The organism is Streptococcus mitis (assembly GCF_946188695.1).
Taxonomy (GTDB): Bacteria; Bacillota; Bacilli; order Lactobacillales; family Streptococcaceae; genus Streptococcus; species Streptococcus mitis_DF.
Genome location: NZ_CAMHWI010000010.1, coordinates 37,624 through 53,235 on the forward strand (window position 1 = coordinate 37,624; position 15,612 = coordinate 53,235).

General features: G+C 42.8%; 17 protein-coding genes. 15 read left to right on the top strand and 2 right to left on the bottom strand.

Annotation, left to right across the window (positions count from 1 at the left end; genetic code table 11):
• The first annotated feature begins 25 nt into the window (after positions 1–25).
• From argH to mnmG, 4 genes are all read left to right on the top strand, one after another.
• A complete protein-coding gene (argH, locus tag N8L33_RS05670; protein WP_261059153.1) occupies positions 26–1,420 on the top strand; it encodes an argininosuccinate lyase in 1,395 nt (464 codons plus the stop codon).
• A 155-nt stretch (positions 1,421–1,575) separates the two neighbouring features.
• A complete protein-coding gene (mnmA, locus tag N8L33_RS05675) occupies positions 1,576–2,697 on the top strand; it encodes a tRNA 2-thiouridine(34) synthase MnmA (RefSeq protein ID WP_261059154.1) in 1,122 nt (373 codons plus the stop codon).
• Between the two features lie 140 nt (positions 2,698–2,837).
• Positions 2,838–3,293: an NUDIX hydrolase gene (locus N8L33_RS05680; RefSeq protein ID WP_261059155.1), complete on the top strand. Its 456-nt coding sequence runs from the start codon at positions 2,838–2,840 to the stop codon at positions 3,291–3,293.
• A 9-nt stretch (positions 3,294–3,302) separates the two neighbouring features.
• On the top strand, positions 3,303–5,216 hold the full coding sequence (gene mnmG, locus N8L33_RS05685) for a tRNA uridine-5-carboxymethylaminomethyl(34) synthesis enzyme MnmG (protein ID WP_261059156.1): 1,914 nt from the start codon (positions 3,303–3,305) through the stop codon (positions 5,214–5,216).
• Between the two features lie 138 nt (positions 5,217–5,354).
• On the opposite strand, the gene rnjA is transcribed toward mnmG, so the two are convergent.
• Together rnjA and N8L33_RS05695 are read right to left on the bottom strand one after the other, a co-directional pair.
• Positions 5,355–7,034, bottom strand: coding sequence for a ribonuclease J1 (rnjA, locus tag N8L33_RS05690; RefSeq protein ID WP_049521946.1), 1,680 nt, complete (start codon positions 7,032–7,034; stop codon positions 5,355–5,357).
• Between the two features lies 1 nt (position 7,035).
• Positions 7,036–7,269 (bottom strand): DNA-dependent RNA polymerase subunit epsilon, encoded by a 234-nt coding sequence (locus tag N8L33_RS05695; protein ID WP_000639572.1) that lies wholly within the window; start codon positions 7,267–7,269, stop codon positions 7,036–7,038.
• Positions 7,270–7,547: 278 nt separating this feature from the next.
• Here N8L33_RS05695 and N8L33_RS05700 point away from each other — a divergent pair, with 278 nt between their 5' ends.
• From N8L33_RS05700 to N8L33_RS05750, 11 genes are all read left to right on the top strand, one after another.
• On the top strand, positions 7,548–7,763 hold the full coding sequence (locus N8L33_RS05700) for a hypothetical protein (protein WP_261059158.1): 216 nt from the start codon (positions 7,548–7,550) through the stop codon (positions 7,761–7,763).
• A 104-nt stretch (positions 7,764–7,867) separates the two neighbouring features.
• Positions 7,868–8,551, top strand: a complete 684-nt coding sequence (tsaB, locus tag N8L33_RS05705; RefSeq protein ID WP_261059160.1) for a tRNA (adenosine(37)-N6)-threonylcarbamoyltransferase complex dimerization subunit type 1 TsaB — start codon at positions 7,868–7,870, stop codon at positions 8,549–8,551.
• Positions 8,548–8,985 (top strand): ribosomal protein S18-alanine N-acetyltransferase, encoded by a 438-nt coding sequence (rimI, locus tag N8L33_RS05710; protein ID WP_261059162.1) that lies wholly within the window; start codon positions 8,548–8,550, stop codon positions 8,983–8,985. Before tsaB ends, rimI begins: the two co-directional genes overlap by 4 nt.
• On the top strand, positions 8,975–9,985 hold the full coding sequence (gene tsaD / locus N8L33_RS05715; protein WP_261010132.1) for a tRNA (adenosine(37)-N6)-threonylcarbamoyltransferase complex transferase subunit TsaD: 1,011 nt from the start codon (positions 8,975–8,977) through the stop codon (positions 9,983–9,985). The genes rimI and tsaD overlap by 11 nt, the downstream gene beginning before the upstream one ends.
• A gap of 103 nt (positions 9,986–10,088) precedes the next feature.
• Positions 10,089–10,952, top strand: coding sequence for an XRE/MutR family transcriptional regulator (locus N8L33_RS05720; protein ID WP_261059164.1), 864 nt, complete (start codon positions 10,089–10,091; stop codon positions 10,950–10,952).
• Positions 10,953–11,242: 290 nt separating this feature from the next.
• The gene (locus tag N8L33_RS05725) at positions 11,243–11,431 is read left to right on the top strand and encodes a peptide pheromone VP1 (protein WP_088777920.1); all 189 of its coding nucleotides are present in this window, start codon (positions 11,243–11,245) and stop codon (positions 11,429–11,431) included.
• 66 nt (positions 11,432–11,497) lie between these two features.
• On the top strand, positions 11,498–12,163 hold the full coding sequence (locus N8L33_RS05730) for a CPBP family intramembrane glutamic endopeptidase (RefSeq protein WP_261059166.1): 666 nt from the start codon (positions 11,498–11,500) through the stop codon (positions 12,161–12,163).
• A 381-nt stretch (positions 12,164–12,544) separates the two neighbouring features.
• Positions 12,545–13,240 (top strand): AzlC family ABC transporter permease, encoded by a 696-nt coding sequence (locus tag N8L33_RS05735; protein ID WP_261059168.1) that lies wholly within the window; start codon positions 12,545–12,547, stop codon positions 13,238–13,240.
• A complete protein-coding gene (locus tag N8L33_RS05740; protein WP_000253936.1) occupies positions 13,230–13,553 on the top strand; it encodes an AzlD domain-containing protein in 324 nt (107 codons plus the stop codon). Before N8L33_RS05735 ends, N8L33_RS05740 begins: the two co-directional genes overlap by 11 nt.
• A gap of 209 nt (positions 13,554–13,762) precedes the next feature.
• Positions 13,763–14,593: an amino acid ABC transporter substrate-binding protein gene (locus tag N8L33_RS05745; RefSeq protein ID WP_033680840.1), complete on the top strand. Its 831-nt coding sequence runs from the start codon at positions 13,763–13,765 to the stop codon at positions 14,591–14,593.
• A 153-nt stretch (positions 14,594–14,746) separates the two neighbouring features.
• Positions 14,747–15,601, top strand: coding sequence for a MetQ/NlpA family ABC transporter substrate-binding protein (locus tag N8L33_RS05750; RefSeq protein WP_042751775.1), 855 nt, complete (start codon positions 14,747–14,749; stop codon positions 15,599–15,601).
• The last annotated feature ends 11 nt before the right edge of the window (positions 15,602–15,612 follow it).

Here is a 15,612-nt window from a genome sequence, read left to right on the forward strand (position 1 = left end):
GATTGACTAGAGAGGTGGATGTGATATGGCTAAGAATACAAAATTATGGGGTGGTCGCTTTGAAGGTACTGTCGAAGACTGGGTAGAGCGCTTTGGTGCGAGTATATCTTTTGACCAAAAATTAGCTAAATTTGATGTGATTGGTTCCTTAGCCCACGTTCAGATGCTGGGTCAGACGGGCATTTTGAGTTTGGAGGAGTCAGAAAAGATTCAAGCAGGCTTGAAAGAGCTTTTAGAAGAGCTAGAGGCAGGTCAACTTGATTTTGATATTACAAACGAAGATATTCATATGAATATGGAAGTGTTGCTGACAGAAAAAATTGGTCCCCTTGCAGGGAAACTACATACGGCTCGTTCTCGAAATGACCAAGTTGCGACAGATATGCACTTGTATCTCAAGGAACAACTAGGCCATGTCCTAGATAAACTGGCTCATCTCAAAGGTGTTTTATTAGATTTGGCGGAAAATCATGTGGAGACGATCATGCCGGGCTATACCCATCTGCAACATGCCCAGCCGATTAGTTTTGCTCACCACCTGATGGCTTACTACAATATGTTTCAAAGAGACAGTGAACGTTTTGAATTTAACCAGCAGCATACAGACCTATGCCCTCTAGGTGCGGCAGCTTTGGCAGGAACGACTTTCCCCATTGATCGCCAATTGTCTAGCGATTTGCTGGAGTTTAAGCAACCATATACAAATTCTTTAGATGCTGTTAGTGACCGCGATTTTATCTTAGAATTTCTATCCAATGCCAGCATACTCATGATGCATATGAGCCGTTTTTGCGAAGAAATGATCAATTGGTGTAGTTTTGAGTACCAATTCATTACCTTGTCAGATACATTTACAACAGGTTCCTCTATTATGCCCCAAAAGAAAAATCCAGATATGGCTGAGTTGATTCGAGGAAAGACTGGTAGAGTTTATGGGAATCTGTTTGGACTATTGACAGTCATGAAGTCCTTGCCTTTAGCTTATAATAAGGATCTGCAAGAGGATAAGGAAGGGATGTTTGACACAGTCGAAACGATTTTAAATTCCCTTGATGTGTTAGCAGGTATGTTATCTAGCTTGCAGGTAAACAAGGAAAAAATGCAAGAGTCGACAGAGAAGGACTTTTCAAATGCGACTGAGTTGGCAGATTATTTGGCAGGGAAAGGCTTGCCATTTAGAGAAGCTCATGAGGTTGTGGGAAGATTAGTGCTAGACTCTATCAAGTCTGCTAAAAATATTCAAGATTGGACTTTGGAGGAATTGCAAACCTATCATTCCCTCATTGCCGAGGATATCTATGTCTACTTGCAACCTAAAACTGCTGTTCAAAGACGAAATTCCTTGGGAGGTACAGGATTTGACCAAGTGAAATACCAGATTGCAGTCGCTAAGAAAGCGAATGAAGCTAGAAAGTGCTAGATTGATAGGTTCAGAATAAGAGGTTGGTAGATTATCAGCCTCTTTCTTGTCTTCTCTAACCAAGCATGTTATAATGAATACTGCTCAAGCGACCTTCAATCGTGAAGCACACACGACCTTCAATCGTGAATAAACGAATAGATGGGAGATTTACCATGAGTGAGAACTCTAAAACACGTGTTGTTGTGGGGATGAGTGGTGGTGTCGATTCGTCGGTGACGGCTCTTCTTCTCAAGGAGCAGGGTTACGATGTGATCGGTATCTTCATGAAGAACTGGGATGACACAGATGAAAACGGCGTCTGTACGGCGACCGAAGATTACAAGGATGTGGCTGCGGTGGCAGACCAGATTGGTATTCCTTACTACTCTGTCAATTTTGAAAAAGAGTACTGGGACCGCGTTTTCGAGTATTTCCTAGCGGAATACCGTGCAGGACGCACGCCAAATCCAGATGTTATGTGCAACAAGGAAATCAAGTTCAAGGCCTTTTTGGACTATGCCATGACCTTGGGGGCAGACTATGTAGCGACTGGGCACTATGCCCGAGTGGCGCGTGATGAGGATGGTATTGTTCACATGCTTCGTGGCGTGGACAATGGCAAGGACCAAACCTATTTCCTCAGCCAACTTTCGCAAGAACAACTTCAAAAAACCATGTTCCCGTTGGGACATTTGGAAAAGCCTGAAGTACGAAAACTAGCAGAAGAAGCAGGCCTTGCGACTGCCAAGAAGAAAGACTCGACAGGGATTTGCTTTATCGGAGAAAAGAACTTTAAAAACTTCCTCAGCAACTACCTGCCGGCTCAGTCTGGTCGCATGATGACTGTGGATGGTCGCGATATGGGCGAGCATGCAGGTCTTATGTACTATACGATTGGTCAGCGTGGCGGACTTGGTATCGGTGGGCAACACGGTGGTGACAATGCCCCTTGGTTCGTTGTCGGAAAAGACCTAAGCAAGAATATCCTCTATGTAGGCCAAGGTTTCTACCATGATTCGCTCATGTCAACAAGTTTAGAAGCTAGTCAAGTCCACTTTACTCGTGACATGCCAGAGGAATTTACACTAGAATGTACGGCTAAATTCCGCTACCGTCAGCCTGATTCTAAGGTGACCGTCCATGTCAAAGGAGATAAGGCAGAGGTTATCTTTGCAGAACCGCAACGCGCGATTACACCAGGACAGGCAGTTGTCTTTTACGATGGCGAAGAGTGTCTAGGTGGCGGTTTGATTGACAATGCTTACCGCGATGGACAAGTTTGTCAGTACATTTAGATTGACAAATTTTCTCAATTTGCTACAATAATAAAAGCAATAGAAATGATGGTCAAAGCTCATGGATGTTGCAGGCTTTTTTGTCCTGCACTTCTTTGGAGTTTTGACTGTTTTTGTGTCGTTTAAGGGAAAGGATAGGAATGACTCAACAAGACTTTCGGACAAGAGTAGGAAATACAGTTTTTGGAGTTCGGGCGACAGCCTTGATTGTCCAAAAGCGTAAGCTCCTAGTTACCAAAGATAAGGGCAAGTATTACACTATTGGCGGTGCGATTCAAGTCAATGAAAGCACGGAAGACGCGGTAGTCCGTGAAGTGAGGGAAGAACTGGGTGTCAAAGCTCAAGCTGGGCAACTAGCTTTCGTGGTTGAAAATCGTTTTGAACAGGACGGTGTTTCCTATCACAATATCGAGTTTCATTATCTGGTAGATTTGCTTGAAGATGCCCCATTGACCATGCAGGAAGATGAGAAAAGGCAGCCCTGTGAGTGGATTGACTTGGACCAGCTTGAGGGTATCAATCTAGTTCCAGCCTTTTTAAAAATAGCCCTACTCGATTGGGACGGCCAACTAAGACACATTCATCTTGAGGAATAGGAGAGAAATATGACTTATCATTTTACTGAAGAATACGATATTATTGTAATCGGTGCGGGACACGCTGGGGTTGAGGCTTCTTTGGCCGCTAGCCGTATGGGCTGTAAGGTCCTGCTTGCGACCATCAACATTGAAATGCTGGCTTTCATGCCTTGTAATCCCTCTATCGGTGGTTCTGCCAAGGGGATTGTTGTGCGTGAAGTCGATGCCCTCGGTGGCGAGATGGCTAAGACCATTGACAAGACTTACATCCAGATGAAGATGCTCAACACAGGGAAGGGGCCTGCTGTCCGTGCCCTTCGTGCGCAGGCTGACAAGGAGCTTTACTCTAAGGAGATGCGCAAGACAGTTGAAAATCAAGAAAATCTGACCCTTCGTCAGACCATGATCGATGAGATTTTGGTGGAAGACGGCAAAGTTGTCGGTGTGCGTACAGCGACCCATCAAGAGTATGCTGCCAAGGCTGTTATCGTGACGACAGGAACAGCCCTCCGTGGGGAAATTATCATCGGAGACCTTAAGTATTCATCAGGTCCTAACCACAGCCTAGCTTCTATTAACCTAGCTGACAATCTCAAGGAACTGGGCCTCGAAATCGGTCGTTTCAAGACGGGAACCCCTCCACGTGTCAAGGCTTCTTCAATCAACTACGATGTGACCGAGATTCAGCCAGGAGACGAAGCGCCTAATCATTTCTCATATACTTCACGTGATGAGGATTATGTCAAAGATCAGGTGCCATGCTGGTTGACCTATACTAACGGTACCAGTCATGAGATTATTCAAAACAATCTCCACCGTGCGCCTATGTTTACAGGTGTGGTTAAGGGAGTGGGGCCTCGTTACTGTCCATCGATTGAGGACAAGATTGTGCGCTTTGCGGACAAGGAACGTCACCAACTCTTCCTTGAGCCAGAAGGGCGCAATACAGAGGAAGTCTATGTTCAAGGACTTTCAACCAGTCTGCCTGAGGATGTCCAGCGTGACTTGGTTCATTCCATCAAAGGTTTGGAAAATGCTGAAATGATGCGAACAGGTTATGCTATTGAGTATGACATGGTCTTGCCTCACCAGTTGCGTGCAACTCTGGAAACCAAGAAAATCTCAGGACTTTTCACTGCTGGTCAGACAAATGGAACATCAGGTTATGAAGAAGCTGCTGGCCAAGGGATTATCGCTGGGATCAATGCGGCTTTGAAAGTCCAAGGCAAGCCTGAGTTTATTTTGAAGCGCAGTGACGGTTATATTGGGGTCATGATTGATGACTTGGTGACCAAGGGAACGATTGAGCCTTATCGCCTTTTGACCAGTCGTGCTGAATATCGCCTCATTCTCCGCCATGACAATGCTGATATGCGTTTGACCGAGATGGGACGTGAGATTGGCCTTGTTGATGATGAACGTTGGGATCGCTTTGAAATCAAGAAAAATCAATTTGAAAATGAGATGAAACGCCTAGACAGCATCAAACTCAAACCAGTTAAGGAAACCAATGCCAAGGTTGAGGAGATGGGCTTCAAGCCGTTGACAGATGCAGTGACAGCCAAGGAATTCCTTCGCCGTCCAGAAGTTTCTTATCAAGATGTGGTGGCTTTCATCGGACCAGCTGCAGAGGACTTGGATGACAAGATTATCGAATTGATTGAAACAGAAATCAAGTACGAAGGCTATATTTCCAAAGCCATGGATCAGGTTGCCAAGATGAAACGCATGGAAGAAAAACGCATTCCAGCCAATATTGATTGGGATGATATTGATTCTATTGCGACAGAAGCCCGTCAGAAGTTCAAACTGATCAATCCAGAAACCATCGGACAAGCCAGCCGTATTTCGGGAGTAAACCCAGCAGATATTTCTATTTTGATGGTGTATTTGGAAGGTAAAAATCGTAGTATTTCTAAAACTCTTCAAAAATCAAAATGATACGTCGTCGGCTTCGGCTCACCTAACTCAAGTTATGCTTTCGCCTAGCCTTCTAGTCTGATTTTGATTTTTATTGAGTTTTAACCTCAAAAGAAAGCGTAGAGAAAAACAGCTCCGAAGACGGGGCTGTTTTATAATTTATTCTTCATCTGGTGTGAGGATCATAGGGATAATGATTGGTTCACGTTCTGTATTTTCATAAAGGAAGGGGCGAATGGCGTTGACAATGGCACCATTGACTGATTGCACGCTAGCATCCTTGTTTTTCAGTGCGATACGAATTGCATTGAAGAGGATACGCTGGCTTTGGCGAATCAAGTCGCCAGACTCTCTCATGTAGACAAAGCCTCGACTGAGGATGTCTGGTCCAGACAGAATCATCTGCGATTTGAAGTCAACAGTTGCGACTGCCAGAACGACACCGTCTTCAGATAGATCACGACGATCTTTGAGGACAGCTGCGCCGATTTCACCGATACGATTTCCATCGACATAGATATCTTGGGCGTTGAAATGACCTGCGATACGAGCTGAGTCAGCAGTAAGGGCAAGCACATCACCATTGCTCATGATAAAGATATTGTCCTTTTCAACACCAGTATCCACCGCTAGTCCAGCGTGGACTTTTTGCATGCGGTATTCACCGTGGACAGGCATGAAGTATTTTGGCTTAATCAAGCGGAGCATAAGTTTTTGCTCTTGCTGACCACCGTGTCCAGATGTATGGATATTGTTAACCTTACCGTGGATAACTTCGACACCAGCTTCTGAAATGATGTTAATCAGCTTGTTGACGCTAGTAGTGTTTCCAGGGATTGGACTTGAAGAGAAGATAACGGTATCACCTGGTTGGAGTTGCACCTGACGGTGGGTTCCGTTGGCGATACGAGAGAGGGCTGCCATAGGTTCACCCTGACTACCTGTACAGAGGATCAGAATTTCTCCTGCAGGGTAGTCTTTGATTTCATTTGGCTCGATAAAGGTTCCCTTAGGAGCTTTGATGTAGCCAAGATCGATTCCGTTGACAATGGCCTTTTCCATCGAACGGCCAAAGACCGCAATCTTACGTCCAGTCTTAACAGCAGCTTCTGTTGCTTGTTGGAGACGGAAGATATTTGAGGCAAAGGATGCAAAGATGATACGTCCTTCAATACCTTGGATAATCTTCATGATGGACTGGCCAACGACTTTTTCAGAGTTGGTAAAGGTTGGCACTTCCGCATTTGTCGAGTCAGACAGGAGACAGAGCACGCCTTCTTCACCAAGCGCAGCCATACGGTGCAAATCTGCTGGTTCACCAACTGGTGTTAAGTCAAACTTGAAGTCACCCGTACAGACAATTTTCCCTTGAGGAGTATGAATGACAATCCCCAAAGGTTCTGGAATAGAGTGAGTCGTTCTAAAGAAAGTTGCCTTGAGATTTTTAAAGGTCAGCTCAGTATTGTGGTTGATTTCGTAAAGTTTGGCGTTGCGCAAGAGACCGTGTTCTTCGAGTTTCCCACGGATCAAAGCCAAGGCAAGTGGTCCAGCATAGATTGGGACATTTGCTTGCTTGAGTAGGAATGGAATCCCACCGATGTGGTCCTCGTGTCCGTGTGTAATCAAAACAGCCTTGACGCGGTCGATATTGTCTACGATGTAAGAGTAGTCAGGAATGACATAGTCGATACCAAGCAAGTCATCTTCTGGGAATTTAATCCCAGCATCGACGATGATAATCTCATCTTGGTATTCAATCCCGTATGTGTTTTTCCCGATTTCTCCCAGACCACCGATGGCAAAAACGCCAACTTCTTCAGGTTTAAGAGTATAGGCCATATTAGAACTCCGTAATTTCGAAGGCGCCAGTTTCTTTTTCGTAATCTAGCAATTTGTCAGACAAGAGTTCGATATACTCGATATTGTACTCTGGGCGATTTTCTTCGACAAGTTGACGAGCAGCGATGCGACCCTCAAGTTCTGAGCTGGCATCGATGTCTAGGTAAAGTGCGCGTGTTGTTTCACGACGTGGGCTACGTTCTTTTGTTTCTTGATAAAAAACTTTGTAAATCATATAGTTCCTTTCTATTTACAGGTCAGCTTATTCCAAACTTTTAGCAGATATTTGCTTGATTTCATTCCATTTTGTGTCTAGATTGACCTTGATTCGTTACAATTATTTCAATTATAACATAAAATGAAAAATTAGTAAAAGACGGAAACGAGAAAGTCACATAAGCACTAAAAGGTAAGCGTTTGCAAAAATAAAGAAAATGTGTTATATTGATAATGGAAGTGAAATTTATTGCTTGTCATAATTCCATATAGATTTTAAGTCAAGGAGGTTGCCCTATGTATAACTTATTTGCTTTTGCTATCGGAGCTCGCTTGGTAGCTTTTATTGTTTTTGTTGCTTGCGTTTATGCGGGGAATCTTCTGTTTGCCAAACTGGAACAACGACAAAGCAAGTTCTTGTGGAAGATTACCTTTGTGACTATCTACTCGCTTTTTCTCCTCCTCGTAACCTATGTCGTTTGGTTTGTATTTTACTTTGGATTAAATGCTTAGATGCCCTGCTGATGCTAGGGCCTTTTTGTTTTGGGGCAAAGAAAATTCCCATGTGCCAGCTTTTGTAGTATAATAGTAAGCAGACAAAAAGATAGGAATGTGTTATGAAAGTATTAGCTTTTGATACGTCCAGCAAGGCTCTTTCTCTGGCTATTTTAGAGGACAAGCAGGTTCTTGCCGAGACGACGATTAATATCAAGAAAAATCACAGTATTACCCTCATGCCTGCCATCGATTTTTTGATGGCAAGTTTGGACTGGACACCCAAGGATTTGGACCGAATCGTGGTGGCTGAAGGGCCGGGTAGCTACACAGGTTTGCGAATTGCGGTAGCGACTGCCAAAACCTTAGCTCACACTCTGAACATCGAGTTGGTTGGTATGTCGAGTCTCTTAGCTCTGGTGCCATACCAGCAAGAAGGCTTGTTCGTTCCTTTGATGGATGCGCGTCGTAACAATGTTTATGCAGGATTTTATGAAAATGCCAAATCTGTCATGCCAGAAGCACACCTGCCTTTTGAGCGAGTCATCGAGCTAATCAAGGGTGCTAGTCAGGTAACCTTTGTCGGAGAAGTTGGCCCCTTTGTGGAGCAGATTCAAGAACACTTGCCAAGGACTAATTTCAAAGAAACCTTGCCAAATGCAGCCAATCTAGCTCTTTTGGCCTTGGATAAGGAAGCTGATTCCTTGCATGATTTTGTGCCGAATTACCTCAAACGAGTTGAAGCTGAGGAAAACTGGCTCAAGAACCATACTGAGTCTGGCGAGTCTTACATTAAACGCCTATGATAGAAATCAAACAAATCCAAAGACAGCCTGACTTGGCTCAAGCCATCTACGCTGTCATGGCAGCTGTTTACCCAGTCAGTCCTTGGAGGCTGGAACAAATCCAAGCAGACCTGTCCCAAGACCAGACTTGGTATGCTCTGGCTTATGATGGGGCAGAAGTGATTGGATTTCTAGCTGTGCAGGAAAATATCTTTGAGGCAGAAGTCCTGCAAATCGCTGTTAAAGGAGCCTATCAGGGTCAGGGCATTGCGTCAGCCTTGTTTGCTCGATTGCCGATAGACAAGGAGATTTTTCTCGAAGTTAGAAAGTCAAATCAACGAGCGCAAGCATTTTACAAGAAAGAAAAGATGGTGGTCATCGCTGAGCGAAAGGCCTACTACCATGACCCAGTCGAGGATGCCATCATCATGAAGAGAGAAATAGATGAAGGATAGATATATTTTAGCATTTGAGACATCCTGTGATGAGACTAGTGTTGCCGTCTTGAAAAACGACGATGAGCTCTTGTCCAATGTCATTGCTAGTCAAATTGAGAGTCACAAACGTTTTGGGGGCGTAGTGCCAGAAGTAGCTAGTCGTCACCATGTCGAGGTCATTACAGCCTGTATCGAGGAGGCGTTGGCAGAAGCAGGGATTACCGAAGAGGACGTAACGGCTGTCGCGGTTACCTATGGACCAGGCTTGGTTGGAGCGCTGTTAGTTGGTTTGTCAGCTGCCAAGGCCTTTGCTTGGGCACATGGACTTCCGCTGATTCCCGTTAACCACATGGCTGGCCACCTCATGGCAGCTCAGAGCGTCGAGCCTTTGGAGTTTCCCCTGCTAGCTCTCTTGGTCAGCGGTGGACACACAGAGTTGGTTTATGTTTCTGAGGCTGGGGATTACAAGATTGTTGGGGAAACGCGAGATGATGCGGTTGGTGAGGCCTATGATAAGGTCGGCCGTGTCATGGGCTTGACCTATCCAGCAGGTCGCGAGATTGATGAGCTAGCTCATCAGGGACAGGATATTTATGATTTTCCTCGTGCCATGATTAAGGAAGATAATCTGGAGTTTTCATTCTCAGGTTTGAAATCTGCCTTTATCAACCTTCACCACAATGCCGAGCAAAAGGGAGAGAGCTTGTCAACAGAGGACTTGTGTGCATCTTTCCAAGCAGCTGTCCTGGATATTCTCATGGCAAAAACCAAGAAGGCTTTGGAGAAATATCCTGTTAAAACCCTAGTCGTAGCTGGTGGCGTGGCAGCCAATAAAGGCCTCAGAGAACGCCTAGCAGCTGAAATCACAGATGTCAAGGTTATCATCCCACCACTGCGCCTCTGCGGAGACAATGCAGGTATGATTGCCTATGCTAGCGTCAGCGAGTGGAACAAAGAAAATTTTGCAAGCTTGGACCTCAATGCCAAACCAAGCCTCGCTTTTGATACCATGGAATAAAGAGTCAGCTTAGAGCTGGCTTTTTCGCTCTTTAAAGTGTCAGAATATTTTGACAAAACTATAAAAATAATGATATAATATGCAAAATCTAGGAGGTGGCAAGATGATTGAGAGAATGGAATTGGGGGAATTTTACAAGGAATTGCGCTTGGCTAGAAAGCTCAAGCAGTCAGATGTGGCTTGTGCTGGACTAACAGCCTCTCAGTTGTCAAAGTTTGAGCTAGGGCAGTCTATGCTATCTGCGGATAAGTTGATCCTAGCCATCCAAGGGATCAATATGAATTTTGATGAGTTTGGTCATAAGCTCAACAATTATCAAGAATCCCTACATATGCAAATTGGTAGAAAGGTTGTGGATCGCTTTGCCCACCAAGATATAGCTGGTTTAGAGCAACTGTTGGAGGAAGTTGAGCAAGAACAGATGGCAGAGACCTATCGTCGTTTGAATGCTATTGTAATCAAAGATGCCATCCATTCCTTAGATAAAAGCTATCCGCTAGCAGAGGAGGATAGCGAATTTTTGACCACCTACCTCTATGCTATTGAGTCTTGGACCTGGTTTGAACTCTATCTCTTTTGCAATACCATGCCCTTCTTGAGCAACCAAGATTTGATATTTTTATCAACCTCGTTACTTGAAAAATCCAAGGAATTTAAAGAGTTAGTACATAATAGACTGTATATGAAAAGTGGATTTCTGAATATTATATCAGAACTCATGGAGCGTAAGCTATTTTCTTATATTCCAATCTTTGAGGCCGAGTTGGAGAGCATGCTTCGTCCATACGATGTTTTTGAAAAAGTATCGTGGCAGTTTTTAAAGAAGATGAGTGTCTTTCTTCAAACCAAAGGAAGCAATCAAAAAGAGATTGAATACTTTATCCAATCTCTGCAAGTATTAGAAAATCCACAATTGCTAGCCCTCTTCGAATTGCGTTTTCAGCAATACAAAGAACTTATCGATTAATTAGAAACGGGAAGACGATAACCCACTCCGAAATAAGCAGGAGTATCAGTTGGATTTTTCTTTTCTTCATCATTATATCCCTCCTTGTTAGTAGTAACTTTATTATACCAGTGAAATAATCAAATCTACTAAAATCGCAAATGTGAAATTTCTATAAGAAAAAATATCAAATATGCGATTTTCTAAAATAACCCAATTTCCGTGTTATACTGTCCTTGTAAAGTACTTAAAGCAAATCCTAGGTCGCATAAGTGGTTTACAAGAAGAAAACAATTGAAGGAGTATAAAAGATGTTAAATTTACAATTTGCAGAAACGATGGAATTGACAGAAGATGAGTTGCAAGATGTTAGAGGAGGCAACACTGTGGTTAACCCAGGCGGTGGAATTGGAGTAGGCTTAGGAGCACCTTGGTCAATCACTAATTTCTGGAAGAAATATTTTAACCATGATTCTTCCACTGTTAATCGTCGTCATTGATATTTAAAGCCCTTGCCTTTGTTTGGGTTAGGGCTTTCTTTATTTCGTAACATAGGAGAAAATAGGATGAAAAAGATAATCTCACGCTACTACTTTATTATAGCTGCTCTACTAGTTATTGCTGACCAGAAGTTCAGTGGTCTGGTTTTATCTAGCGACTTTGCTCTTGGTCTATCTGACTTTACCTATTATCTGTCGGATATGATGTTGAATTTTCTTGTGGTTTTATTTGCTCTTATTGTTATGATTTGGTCGGGGAAGTGGCAGAAAATCAACAATAGAAAGTTTAAAAGATCCTATCTTTTCTATTCCTTCCTAGCTCTGCTTGCTTTTGTTGCTTGGAATTTTGTCACCTTTTTTCTTTTCCCACCTACTCGAAATGAAATTTCTTATCAACATGCTGCTCCTACTTTTACAGGAGCTACGGCATTTTTGATGTATTTTTTTTATCCTGTGATTGCAGGTCCCATTTTTGAAGACATGATTTATCGTGGATTAGTGATGACTGCTCTGGAAAAAGGAAAGAAATGGGGGCTAGATGTACTTGGTTCCGCTGTTTTATTTGGGGTCTCGCACATTAGTAATCACGGTTGGGTCTTGACAGACTTTGTCTTCTATATGGGTGGAGGTCTTATATTTGCAGTCTTATTTAGAATGACAAAGTCAATTTATTGGCCTATTGGACTGCATATAGTCTACAATGGTATTGGTCAAATTTTACCGTTGCTGTAATTTCATTTGCTTAGTAATATTTTAGGAAGAGTGTTCCTAGGTATTCTACCCATCTAGTTTATTTCCTTGCTGAATACTCTTATATTTGTTTGTAATCGCATTTTTAGGTATCCTTTTCATAAAAATGATCTTAGTTTTAGTAACTATTGCTACTAGCTTTGTTTTATTGCTATTTCTTCTAGTCGCCTTTTTCATGCTCCTGAATATCCGTGAAAGTGTTTAGCGGAGAATTTATATAATATGTGTTTGAGACTGAATTGCCAGTCTTTTTATGATGGTCAAAATCAGCAGACTTTTTTCTCTTTCCTGAATGTGTTATAATAGTCCATGCTGTGGCTGGAACTGATTCAGCCCATTTATTAAGACAATACGAGGAGAAAGATGAAAGAAAAAGGATTTTGGGAGGGGGCGCAGGCAGCCATGCCAACGGCCCTTGGTTATATCAGTATCGGACTGGCCTGTGGGATTATTGGTGCGCCCTATGTGACACCTGTTGAGATGGGCTTGATGAGCCTCTTTGTTTATGCTGGGAGTGCCCAGTTTGCCATGTTGGCCTTGATTGCGGTTCAAGCGCCTGTGGCAGCTATTGCCATGACGGTCTTTTTGATTAATTTGCGTCTCTTTTTGTTGAGTTTGCATGCGTCGACCTATTTCCGTCATACCAGTCTCTGGCAAAATATCGGTATGTCTAGTCTCTTGACGGATGAGACTTACGGCGTTTTGATGGGTGAATTGGCCCATACAGACAAGGTCAATCCGATGTGGATGCACGGGAACAATATCAACAGCTATGTGGCTTGGTTTGTGGGGACAGTGGTTGGAACGGCTCTAGGTGGCCTGCTACCAAATCCAGAAATCTTTGGTTTAGATTTTGCTCTGGTGGGGATGTTTATCGGAATTTTTGCTTCGCAATTCCAGATTATGCAAAGACGGATTCCAGTCCGCAATCTGCTCATTATCCTAGCAGTTGTTGCGGTATCCTTCTTTTTACTCTTGACAGTGGTGTCTCAGTCGCTAGCTGTTCTGTTTGCGACGCTACTTGGTTGTACAATGGGGGTGGTTTTAGATGGTCAGTAAGTATCTTTTATTAGCAGTTATTTTCTCTGGCTTGGTGACGTGGATTCCCCGTATGATTCCCTTCATCTTGGTCAAGTATAAGGGCTTGCCTGCTATCGTTGAGCGCTTTTTGAAGTTCTTGCCCGTTTCCATTATCTTTGCCTTGATTCTGTCAAGCGTAGTGACAGGCAAGGTTGGGAGCCTTCCTCAAATTAAATGGCTGGACTTCTTAGCAGTTTTTCCAACAGCTTGGGTGGCCTTTCGTTACCGCAATCTAGTCGGAACAGTTCTCTTTGGAGTGGTCTTGATTGCAGTTTTACGTTTGGTCTTTTAATACTCTTCGAAAATCAAATTCAAACCACGTCAGCTTCACCTTGCCGTACTCAAGTACAGCCTGCGGCTAGCTTTCTAGTTTGCTCTTTGATTTTCATTGAGTATAAATCAGTCATAAAGAAAACCTATCACAGAGATAGATATCATATAATGGCGCAAATGGTCTTTTTCTGTTAAGATTATAAGGTATTCTATTTTGGAGGAAATGAAATGAAAAAAATCGTTAAATACTCATCTCTTGCTGCTCTAGGGCTTGTTGCTGCAGGTGTACTAGCAGCTTGCTCAGGTGGTGCTAAGAAAGAAGGAGAAGCAGTTAGCAAGAAAGAAATTATCGTTGCAACCAATGCTTCACCAAAACCATTCAACTATGAAGAAAATGGTGAATTGACTGGTTATGAAATTGAAGTGGTTCGCGCTATCTTTAAAGACTCTGACAAGTATGATGTCAAGTTTGAGAAGACAGAGTGGTCAGGTGTCTTTGCGGGTCTTGACGCTGACCGTTACCAAATGGCAGTTAACAACATCAGCTACACCAAAGAACGTGCTGAAAAATACCTTTATGCAGCTCCAACAGCTAAAAACCCTAACGTTCTTGTAGTGAAGAAGGACGACTCTAGCATCAAATCACTTGATGATATCGGTGGAAAATCAACAGAAGTTGTTCAAGGGACAACATCTGCTAAACAGTTAGAAGACTACAACAAACAACACTCAGATAATCCAACTGTCCTTAACTACACTAGAGCAGACTTCCAACAAATCATGGGACGCTTGAGCGATGGGCAATTTGACTACAAGATTTTTGATAAAATCGGTGTTGAAACAGTCATCAAGAACCAGGGCTTGGATAACTTGAAAGTCATTGAACTTCCAAGCGACCAACAACCTTACGTTTACCCACTTCTTGCTAAAGGTCAAGATGAGTTGAAAACATTTGTAGACAAACGTATCCAAGAACTCTACAAAGACGGAACTCTTGAAAAGTTGTCTAAACAATTCTTTGGAGACACTTATCTACCAGCAGAAGCTGATATTAAATAATTTCTTGAAATCATCCATTCTGAACAAGATGGGTGATTTCTCAGTTTTTAAGGATATAGTTTTAAACTATATATCTGACTATCTAATAACAATTTGTGAAATCAAACAAATTGTGAGATACTAGTACGGTATTATTTTTAAGGAGAAAGAATCATGAAAATCAAAAAATGGCTTGGTGTAGCAGCTCTTGCTACAGTCGCAGGTTTGGCTCTTGCAGCTTGCGGAAACTCAGAAAAGAAAGCAGACAATGCAACAACTATCAAAATCGCAACTGTTAACCGTAGCGGTTCTGAAGAAAAACGTTGGGACAAAATCCAAGAATTGGTAAAAAAAGACGGTATCACTTTGGAATTTACAGAGTTCACAGACTACTCACAACCAAACAAGGCAACTGCTGATGGCGAAGTAGACTTGAACGCTTTCCAACACTATAACTTCTTGAACAACTGGAACAAAGAAAATGGGAAAGACCTTGTAGCGATTGCAGATACTTACATCTCTCCAATCCGCCTTTACTCAGGTTTGAATGGAAGTGACAACAAGTACACTAAAGTAGAAGACATCCCAGCAAACGGAGAAATCGCTGTACCGAACGATGCTACAAACGAAAGCCGTGCGCTTTACTTGCTTCAATCAGCTGGCTTGATTAAATTGGACGTTTCAGGAACTGCTCTTGCAACAGTTGCTAACATCAAAGAAAATCCAAAGAACTTGAAAATCACTGAATTGGACGCTAGCCAAACAGCTCGTTCATTGTCATCAGTTGACGCTGCCGTTGTAAACAATACCTTCGTTACAGAAGCAAAATTGGACTACAAGAAAGCACTTTTCAAAGAACAAGCTGATGAAAACTCAAAACAATGGTACAACATCATCGTTGCGAAAAAAGATTGGGAAACATCACCAAAAGCTGATGCTATCAAGAAAGTGATCGCAGCTTACCACACAGATGAGGTGAAAAAAGTTATCGAAGAAACATCAGACGGTTTGGATCAACCAGTTTGGTAATAAGAAACAGG

Excerpts from the sequence above, each read along its gene's own strand:
- argH (WP_261059153.1), top strand. The coding sequence starts at position 26 with ATGGCTAAGAATACAAAATTATGGGGTGGTCGCTTTGAAGGTACTGTC.
- mnmA (WP_261059154.1), top strand. The coding sequence starts at position 1,576 with ATGAGTGAGAACTCTAAAACACGTGTTGTTGTGGGGATGAGTGGTGGT.
- N8L33_RS05680 (WP_261059155.1), top strand. The coding sequence starts at position 2,838 with ATGACTCAACAAGACTTTCGGACAAGAGTAGGAAATACAGTTTTTGGA.
- mnmG (WP_261059156.1), top strand. The coding sequence starts at position 3,303 with ATGACTTATCATTTTACTGAAGAATACGATATTATTGTAATCGGTGCG.
- rnjA (WP_049521946.1), bottom strand. The coding sequence starts at position 7,034 with ATGGCCTATACTCTTAAACCTGAAGAAGTTGGCGTTTTTGCCATCGGT.
- N8L33_RS05695 (WP_000639572.1), bottom strand. The coding sequence starts at position 7,269 with ATGATTTACAAAGTTTTTTATCAAGAAACAAAAGAACGTAGCCCACGT.
- N8L33_RS05700 (WP_261059158.1), top strand. The coding sequence starts at position 7,548 with ATGTATAACTTATTTGCTTTTGCTATCGGAGCTCGCTTGGTAGCTTTT.
- tsaB (WP_261059160.1), top strand. The coding sequence starts at position 7,868 with ATGAAAGTATTAGCTTTTGATACGTCCAGCAAGGCTCTTTCTCTGGCT.
- rimI (WP_261059162.1), top strand. The coding sequence starts at position 8,548 with ATGATAGAAATCAAACAAATCCAAAGACAGCCTGACTTGGCTCAAGCC.
- tsaD (WP_261010132.1), top strand. The coding sequence starts at position 8,975 with ATGAAGGATAGATATATTTTAGCATTTGAGACATCCTGTGATGAGACT.
- N8L33_RS05720 (WP_261059164.1), top strand. The coding sequence starts at position 10,089 with ATGATTGAGAGAATGGAATTGGGGGAATTTTACAAGGAATTGCGCTTG.
- N8L33_RS05725 (WP_088777920.1), top strand. The coding sequence starts at position 11,243 with ATGTTAAATTTACAATTTGCAGAAACGATGGAATTGACAGAAGATGAG.
- N8L33_RS05730 (WP_261059166.1), top strand. The coding sequence starts at position 11,498 with ATGAAAAAGATAATCTCACGCTACTACTTTATTATAGCTGCTCTACTA.
- N8L33_RS05735 (WP_261059168.1), top strand. The coding sequence starts at position 12,545 with ATGAAAGAAAAAGGATTTTGGGAGGGGGCGCAGGCAGCCATGCCAACG.
- N8L33_RS05740 (WP_000253936.1), top strand. The coding sequence starts at position 13,230 with ATGGTCAGTAAGTATCTTTTATTAGCAGTTATTTTCTCTGGCTTGGTG.
- N8L33_RS05745 (WP_033680840.1), top strand. The coding sequence starts at position 13,763 with ATGAAAAAAATCGTTAAATACTCATCTCTTGCTGCTCTAGGGCTTGTT.
- N8L33_RS05750 (WP_042751775.1), top strand. The coding sequence starts at position 14,747 with ATGAAAATCAAAAAATGGCTTGGTGTAGCAGCTCTTGCTACAGTCGCA.